This window comes from Achromobacter sp. (genome assembly GCF_036567245.1).
Lineage (GTDB): Bacteria > Pseudomonadota > Gammaproteobacteria > Burkholderiales > Burkholderiaceae_B > Achromobacter.
On record NZ_DATCUY010000151.1, the window covers coordinates 1 to 7,662 of the forward strand.

A 7,662-nucleotide genomic window follows, 5' to 3' on the forward strand; every position below is an offset into this window, starting at 1 on the left:
GCGTTGCTGGGCGCGCGCCGCAAGCTCGGCCTGCTCTGGGGCGAGGCCGAGCCGGATTTCGCCAGCGTGGGCGGAGATTTGCAGGCGCTGCCGCAGCGGGCGTCCATCGACGAGCTGCGCGCCGGCCTGGCTGCAACGCCCAGGATGCAGGGCGGCAAGCTCGCCGTCGACCTGGGGCAGGCGCAGCTGGAGGTCGAGAAGAGCAAGCGCTATCCGGACATCACCTTGAGCGCCGGTGTGGCCCGCGACAACGAAGCAGGTCGCAATAAGGCTCAGCTCGGCGTTTCCATTCCCTTGCCGATCTTCGACCGCAACCAGGGCAATGTCTACGCCGCCACCATGCAGGCCTACAAGGCGCAGGACCAGTACCGCGAGCTGGAATCCGGCCTGATGGGGGAATTGCTGCAGGCCGTGACCCGTTTTGACTTGGCGGTGGGCTCCGCGCGCGAGTACCGGACCGCGGTGCTGCCGGGCGCGACCCAGGCCTATGACGCCGCGCGCAAGGGCTTCGAAGCCGGGAAGTTCGGCTTCCTGGAGGTGCTGGACGCGCAGCGCACCCTGTCGGACGGAAACATCGCCTACCTGGCGGTGCTGGCATCCGTGTACCAGGCTTCCGCGGATATCGACCGCATTCTCGGACGTTGAAACGAGCATAAGAAATGGCAAAACACAAAAACAAGCAACCCCCCATGATGTGGACCGCGGCGAGCCTGTGCGCGGCGCTGCTGCTGGCGCCCGCGTACCCCGTGCTGGCGGCGGGCGAAGCGGATCACGGGCATGCCGAGACGGAGCAAGGCGCGGAGGCTGCGAAGGAACAGGAAAAAATCGCCCTGACGCCCGAGCAGATCGCGGTGGCCGGCATCAAGTCCGAAGTCGCCGCGCCGGCCGCGCTGGCGACGTCCGTGCAGTTCCCGGGCGAAATCAAGTTCAATGCGGACCGCACTGCGCACGTGGTGCCGCGCATGGCCGGCGTGGTGCAAAGCGTATCGGCGGACCTGGGCCAACAGGTAAAAAAGGGCGAGCTGCTGGCGACTTTTTCCAGTTCGGCGCTGTCCGAACTGCGCAGCGAATGGCTGGCTGCGGCCAAGCGGCGTGAGCTTGCCGCCCAGACCCACAGGCGCGAATTGCGCCTGTGGCAGGAAAAGGTATCCGCAGAACAGGACTACCAGGCGGCCCGCACCGCGCTGCAAGAGGCCGATATCGCCGTGCAGAACGCGGAGCAGAAACTGCGCACCGTGGGCGCCGAGCCGCGCGCCAAGGACCTGGGCAGCCTGGAGATCCGCGCACCCTTCGACGGCGTGGTGGTGGAAAAGCACATCGCGCTGGGCGAAGCCCTGCCGGACAACGCCAGCATCTTCACCTTGTCGGACCTGCGCACGGTCTGGGCCGAATTCGTGATCGCGCCCAAGGACCTGCAGGACGTGCGCGTCGGCGAAGCGGCCAGCGTGAGCTCTGCCGCCTTCGCCGGCAAGGCGGAGGGCACGGTGTCGTACATCGGTTCCTTGCTGGGGCAGCAGACGCGCACGGCCACCGCGCGGGTCACGCTGGAGAATCCGGACATGGCCTGGCGCCCCGGGCTGTTTGTCTCAGTCGACGTGGTGACGCGGATGTCCGACGCCGCGGTGACGGTGGCGGCGGACGCGGTCCAGACCGTCGACAACGAGCCCACCGTGTTCGTGGAAGTGCCGGGCGGCTTTTTGGTGCAGCCGGTGAAACTGGGCAAGGCTTCGGACGACCGGGTCGAGGTGCTGTCGGGACTTGCGCCCGGCACGCGCTATGCGGTCGAGAACACCTTCGTCCTCAAGTCGGAGCTGGGCAAGGCCGGCGCCGAGCACGCGCACTGAGGCGGAGCGGAACATGTTTGAACGTTTGATCCGTTTCGCCATCGAACAGCGCTGGCTGGTGCTGTTCGTCACCCTGGGCATGGCCGCCATCGGCGTCTACAACTATTCCCGGCTCGCCATCGATGCGGTGCCGGACATCACCAACGTGCAGGTCCAGATCAACGCCGGCGCGCCGGGCTATTCGCCGCTGGAGACCGAGCAGCGCGTCACCTATCCGATCGAGACCGTGATGGCCGGCTTGCCGGGGCTGCAGCAGACGCGCTCGTTGTCGCGCTATGGCCTGTCGCAGGTGACTGTCATCTTCAAGGACGGCACCGACATCTATTTTGCCCGCCAGCTGGTGAACCAGCGCCTGCAGGAAGCGAAGGAAAACCTGCCCGAGGGCGTGACGCCCATGATGGGGCCGATATCCTCGGGCCTGGGCGAGATCTACCTGTGGACGGTGGAGGCGCGGGACGACGCCCGCAAGCCGGACGGTTCGGCCTACACCCCCATGGACTTGCGCGAGATCCAGGACTGGATCATCAAGCCGCAGCTGCGCAACATCCCTGGGGTCACCGAGATCAACGCCATTGGCGGCTACGCCAAGGAATACCAGGTGGCGCCCAGCACCGAGAAGCTGGCCTCCTACGGGCTGGCGCTGACCGACATCATGACCGCGCTGGAACGGAACAACGCCAACATCGGCGCGGGCTACATCGAACGCAAGGGCGAGCAGTACCTGATCCGGGCGCCCGGACAGGTCAAGTCCATGGACGACATCCGCGACGTGGTGCTGGCGACGGTGGAGGGCCAGGCGATCCGGATACGCGACGTGGCCGAGGTCTCCATCGGCCGCGAACTGCGCACGGGCGCCGCGACCAGCAACGGCGAGGAAGTGGTGCTGGGCACGGTGTTCATGCTGATAGGCGAGAACAGCCGCGCGGTGTCTCAGGCCGTCTCGGTCAAGCTGGAGGCCATCAACAAATCGCTGCCGGCCGGCGTGCAGGCCGTGACGGTCTACGACCGCACCAACCTGATCGACAAGGCCATCGCCACGGTCAAGAAGAACCTGCTGGAAGGCGCGGCGCTCGTCATCGTCATCTTGTTCGTGTTCCTGGGGAACATCCGCGCGGCGCTGATCACGGCCATGATCATCCCGCTGTCCATGCTGTTCACCTTCACCGGCATGGTGACCTACAAGGTCAGCGCCAACCTGATGAGCCTGGGCGCGCTGGACTTCGGCATCATCGTCGACGGCGCGGTGGTCATCGTGGAGAACTGCGTGCGGCGCCTGAGCCATGCGCGGGCGCACCATGGCAGGCCGCTGACGCGCAGCGAGCGTTTCCATGAGGTTTTCGCGGCTGCGCGCGAGGCGCGGCGGCCGCTGCTGTTCGGCCAGTTGATCATCATGGTCGTGTACCTGCCCATCTTCGCGCTCAGCGGGGTGGAAGGGCGCATGTTCCACCCCATGGCGCTGACCGTGGTGCTGGCGTTGCTGGGGGCGATGATCCTGTCGGTGACCTTCGTGCCGGCCGCGGTGGCGCTGTTCATGGGGAACAATGTCTCCGAGAAAGAGAACCGCCTGATGGCCTGGGCCAAGCGCCGCTACGAGCCCTTGCTTGAAGTCGCGCTGCGTCGCACGCCGCTGATCCTGGCCGGCGCGACGGTCTTCGTGGTGTTGAGCGGGGTGCTGGCCGCGCGCATGGGCAGCGAGTTCATCCCCAACCTGAACGAAGGCGACATGGCGATCCAGGCGCTGCGGATCCCGGGCACCAGCCTGACGCAGTCGGTCGAGATGCAGAAGCAGCTGGAGACCCGGCTGAAACAGAAGTTCCCGGAGATCGAGCGCGTGTTTGCGCGCACCGGCACCGCGGAGATCGCGTCCGATGCCATGCCGCCCAGCATTTCCGACGGCTACATCATGCTCAAGCCGATCGACCAATGGCCCAGTCCCAGGAAGACTCGCGCCGAATTGCTGGCGGCGATCCAGGAGGAGGCCAACCAGGTCCCTGGCAACAACTATGAGTTCTCCCAGCCCATCCAGCTGCGCTTCAACGAGCTGATCTCGGGCGTGCGCAGCGACGTGGCGGTGAAAGTGTTCGGCGACGACAACGACGTGCTGAACCGCACGGCGACTGAGATTGCCGAGGTCCTGCAGACGATACCGGGCGCCTCGGAAGTGAAGGTGGAGCAGACCACCGGCCTGCCCATGCTCACGGTCAACATCGACCGCGCCCGCGCCGCGCGCTACGGCTTGAGCATGGCGGACGTGCAGGACACCCTGGCCATTGCCGTGGGCGGCCGCGAGGCGGGCACTTTCTTCCAGGGCGATCGGCGCTTCGACATCGTGGTGCGCCTGCCCGAGACCGTGCGCGAGAACCTGGCGGCGCTGAAGAAGTTGCCTGTGGCCCTGCCCAGGCAGGAAGGTCAGGCGCAGGCGGCCTACATCCCGTTGAGCGAGGTCGCCACCTTCGACCTGGCGCCGGGGCCCAACCAGATCTCGCGCGAGGACGGCAAGCGCCGCATCGTGGTCAGCGCCAACGTGCGGGGCCGCGACCTGGGCTCGTTCGTGTCCGAGGCCACCGCGGCCATCGAGCAAAAGGTGCAGGTGCCCGCGGGTTACTGGACATCCTGGGGCGGCACCTTCGAACAGCTGCAATCCGCGGCCAAGCGCCTGCAGATCGTGGTGCCGGCTGCCCTGCTCCTGGTGTTCGTGCTGCTGTTCGCGATGTTCGGCAACGTCAAGGACGGGCTGCTGGTGTTCACCGGCATTCCCTTTGCGCTGACCGGCGGCGTGATCTCCTTGTGGCTGCGCGGCATCCCGCTCTCCATCACCGCGGCGGTGGGCTTCATCGCGCTGTGCGGGGTGGCTGTGCTGAACGGCCTGGTCATGCTGTCGTTCATCAGCAGCCTGCGCGAAGAGGGCAAGTCGGTGGCCGAAGCCGTGCGCATCGGGGCGCTGACGCGTCTGCGTCCGGTGCTGATGACAGCGCTGGTGGCCTCGCTGGGCTTCGTGCCGATGGCGATCGCCACCGGCACGGGCGCCGAGGTGCAGCGCCCGCTGGCCACCGTGGTGATCGGCGGCATCATTTCTTCCACCATTCTCACGCTGCTGGTGCTGCCGGCCCTCTACCGCCTGGCGCACAGGAATGACGACGCCGACGAACTTGAACTGTCGAAACCGGCGATTGCCCGGGAGTAGGCCCGACAGAGAGGCGATCCGATGAATGCCAGACCCGAAATCGATATCGCTGTGCTGGGCGCCGCCAGCACGGTCCAGCTGTCCGTCATCATTCCCTTCCTCAACGAGAGGGAGGTGCTGCCGGCCTGCCACCAGCGTTTGCGGCGGGTTTTGAAAGCGCTCGGGCTGCCGTACGAAATCGTGTTTGTGGACGACGGCAGCAGCGACGGCAGCGCCGAGTACCTGCAGGCGCTGCTGCGCCAGGAGCGCGGCATCAAGCTGGTCAGGCTGAGCCGGAACTTCGGCAAGGAGGCGGCGATGACGGCGGGGATAGAACATGCGGCCGGCGCCGCGGTCATCATGCTGGACGCCGATCTGCAGGATCCGCCGGAGGCCATCCCCGAGATGGTCCGCGCCTGGAAGGAGGGCGCGGACGTGGTCAGCATGCGGCGGCGCAGCCGCGCGGGCGAGAGCGTCCTGAAGCGGCTCTCGGCCTATGCCTACTACCGTCTGCTGAGCCGGCTGAGCAAGGCCGCGATCCCGCCCGATACCGGCGACTTCCGGCTGATGAGCCGGCGCGCCGTGACGGCGCTGATGCAGCTGCCCGAACGGTGCCGCTACATGAAGGGGCTATACGCCTGGGTGGGCATGCCGACCCGCATCATCGACTACGACCGCGAGCCGCGCGCCGCCGGCACCACCAAATGGAGCTACCTGGCGCTGTTCCGCCTGGCGATGGAAGGCATCACTTCGTTCTCCACCGCGCCCTTGCGCTGGGCGACGGGGCTGGGCGCGGTTGCGGCCCTGGGCGGCGCGGTATTCGGCGCGGGCATCATCTTCAAGACCTTGATGTTCGGCGATGACGTTGCGGGCTATCCCTCACTGATGGCGATGATGACCTTCATGGGCGGCGTGCAGCTCATCACCATCGGCCTGCTCGGCGAGTACGTGGGCAAGACCTACATGGAAAGCAAGCAGCGGCCGGTCTATCTGGTGCGCGACGTCCAGCACAGCGGTCCCGCGGGCATGGCGGCATCGGGCTATGGGAGGGATGCGACTTGCAGCTGAGCGTCCGGGCGGTGGTCGCCGGCCTGGCGGCGATACTGGGCGTGCGTCTGCTGGCGATGGCCCTGGTGCCATTCGCCGACACGTCCGAGCCGCGCTACGCGGAGATCGCCAGGCTGATGGCGGAAAGCGGCGACTGGATCACGCCCTGGTTCGCGCCGGGTGTGCCGTTCTGGGGCAAGCCCCCGTTGGGCTTCTGGGCCGAGGCCTTGTCGATCCGCCTGCTGGGCCTGAGCGAATTCAGCATCAGGTTGCCGTCACTGCTGGCCACGGCGGCGACGCTCGCCATTCTTTATGCGCTGGGCCGCCGTTTGTACACGGCGCAGGCCGCCAGATGGGCCGTGCTGGTGTACGCCTCCATGTTCCTGCCCCTGGTCGCGGCCGGCGCGGTGCTGACCGATCCGTTCCTGGCCTTGGGCGTTACGCTCAGCATGGCGTCATTCATCCTGTCGCGCGGGCCTGCGGCAGGGTTATGGCGCTACGGCTTCTTCCTGGGGCTGGCCATCGGCCTCTTGTCCAAGGGACCGCTGGCCGTAGCGCTGGTGGCGGGCGCCATCGTGCCCTGGATGCTGTGGCAGGGGACGGTTCGGGCCGATCTGCGGCGCTTGCCGTGGGTGGTGGGGACCATCATGCTGGCTGTCCTGGTCCTGCCCTGGTATGTGGCGGCGGAAATCAAGACGCCGGGCTTCCTCCAATATTTCATCGTCGGCGAACACTTCCTGCGCTTCGTCGATGCGGGCTGGAGCGGGGACCTCTACGGTTCCGCGCACAGCCGGCCTTATGGCGCCATCTGGCTGGACGGCGTCGTGGCATCGCTGCCCTGGGGACTGTTCGGCGTCTGGCTGCTTGCGCGCCGCTGGCGGGGCTGCGGGACCGCGGCGCAGGCCAGGAGATGGCTGCGCCGTCCGCGCTGGACCTATCTGCTCGCTTGGGGGGTGGCCACGCCGGTCTTTTTCACCTTGTCCGGCAACATTCTGTGGACCTACGCGCTGCCGGCCTTGCCGCCGCTGGCCCTGGCGATTGGCGTGTGCCTGAGCCATGCCCGCGCTTCTGCGCCGGGCCGCGCCGCGCTGGCCTGCATGGCTCTGGCGCCGATTGCAGTGATCGTCTTCTGCGCAATGCTGCTGGCCAACCCGGAACGGCTCAAGACGGAAAAGCACCTGGTCGCGCGGGCCGATGCGCTGATGGCGCCCGGCGAAAAGCTCTACTTCGTTGACAGCCTGCCGTTCTCGGCGCGCTACTACTCGCGCGGGCAGGCCGGACTGGTGCCGTTGGATGGCGTGGCGACCGTGTTGCCCGGAGCGGGTGGCAGGGTCTTCGTGGCGGTGGAAAAAACGGATTTGCCGCGAGTGCGCGAGCAACTGGGCGCGGCGCTGGCGCCCGTCTATTCGAGCCGGCGCTACCTCTTGCTGATCGCCGGGTCGCAGGCGCCGCCCTAGGGCTGGCAGGCTTGCGCAATCACGTTGGCGACCTCGGGCGGCTTGTCGATTGTTTGAAATGCGCATCGCCGCCGGAAGCGGCGGCGATGCTTGGCGCGTCGAGCCCGGCCAGGCCGGGCTGGGCTCAGAAGCCCACGGCCTGGCCGTCCCG

At 67.2% G+C, this 7,662-nt stretch carries 5 protein-coding genes; all 5 read left to right on the plus strand.

Features of this window, described 5'->3' with window-relative positions; all coding sequences use genetic code 11:
- On the plus strand, positions 1-645 hold a 645-nt coding region (locus tag VIR09_RS06715; protein ID WP_332012167.1), incomplete at its 5' end, for a TolC family protein.
- Between the two features lie 14 nt (positions 646-659).
- A complete protein-coding gene (locus tag VIR09_RS06720) occupies positions 660-1,844 on the plus strand; it encodes an efflux RND transporter periplasmic adaptor subunit (protein ID WP_332012168.1) in 1,185 nt (394 codons plus the stop codon).
- A 13-nt stretch (positions 1,845-1,857) separates the two neighbouring features.
- Positions 1,858-5,028 (plus strand): CusA/CzcA family heavy metal efflux RND transporter, encoded by a 3,171-nt coding sequence (locus tag VIR09_RS06725; RefSeq protein ID WP_332012169.1) that lies wholly within the window; start codon positions 1,858-1,860, stop codon positions 5,026-5,028.
- Between the two features lie 21 nt (positions 5,029-5,049).
- Positions 5,050-6,075: a glycosyltransferase family 2 protein gene (locus tag VIR09_RS06730; protein ID WP_332012170.1), complete on the plus strand. Its 1,026-nt coding sequence runs from the start codon at positions 5,050-5,052 to the stop codon at positions 6,073-6,075.
- The gene (locus tag VIR09_RS06735; protein WP_332012171.1) at positions 6,066-7,511 is read left to right on the plus strand and encodes a glycosyltransferase family 39 protein; all 1,446 of its coding nucleotides are present in this window, start codon (positions 6,066-6,068) and stop codon (positions 7,509-7,511) included. Before VIR09_RS06730 ends, VIR09_RS06735 begins: the two co-directional genes overlap by 10 nt.
- The last annotated feature ends 151 nt before the right edge of the window (positions 7,512-7,662 follow it).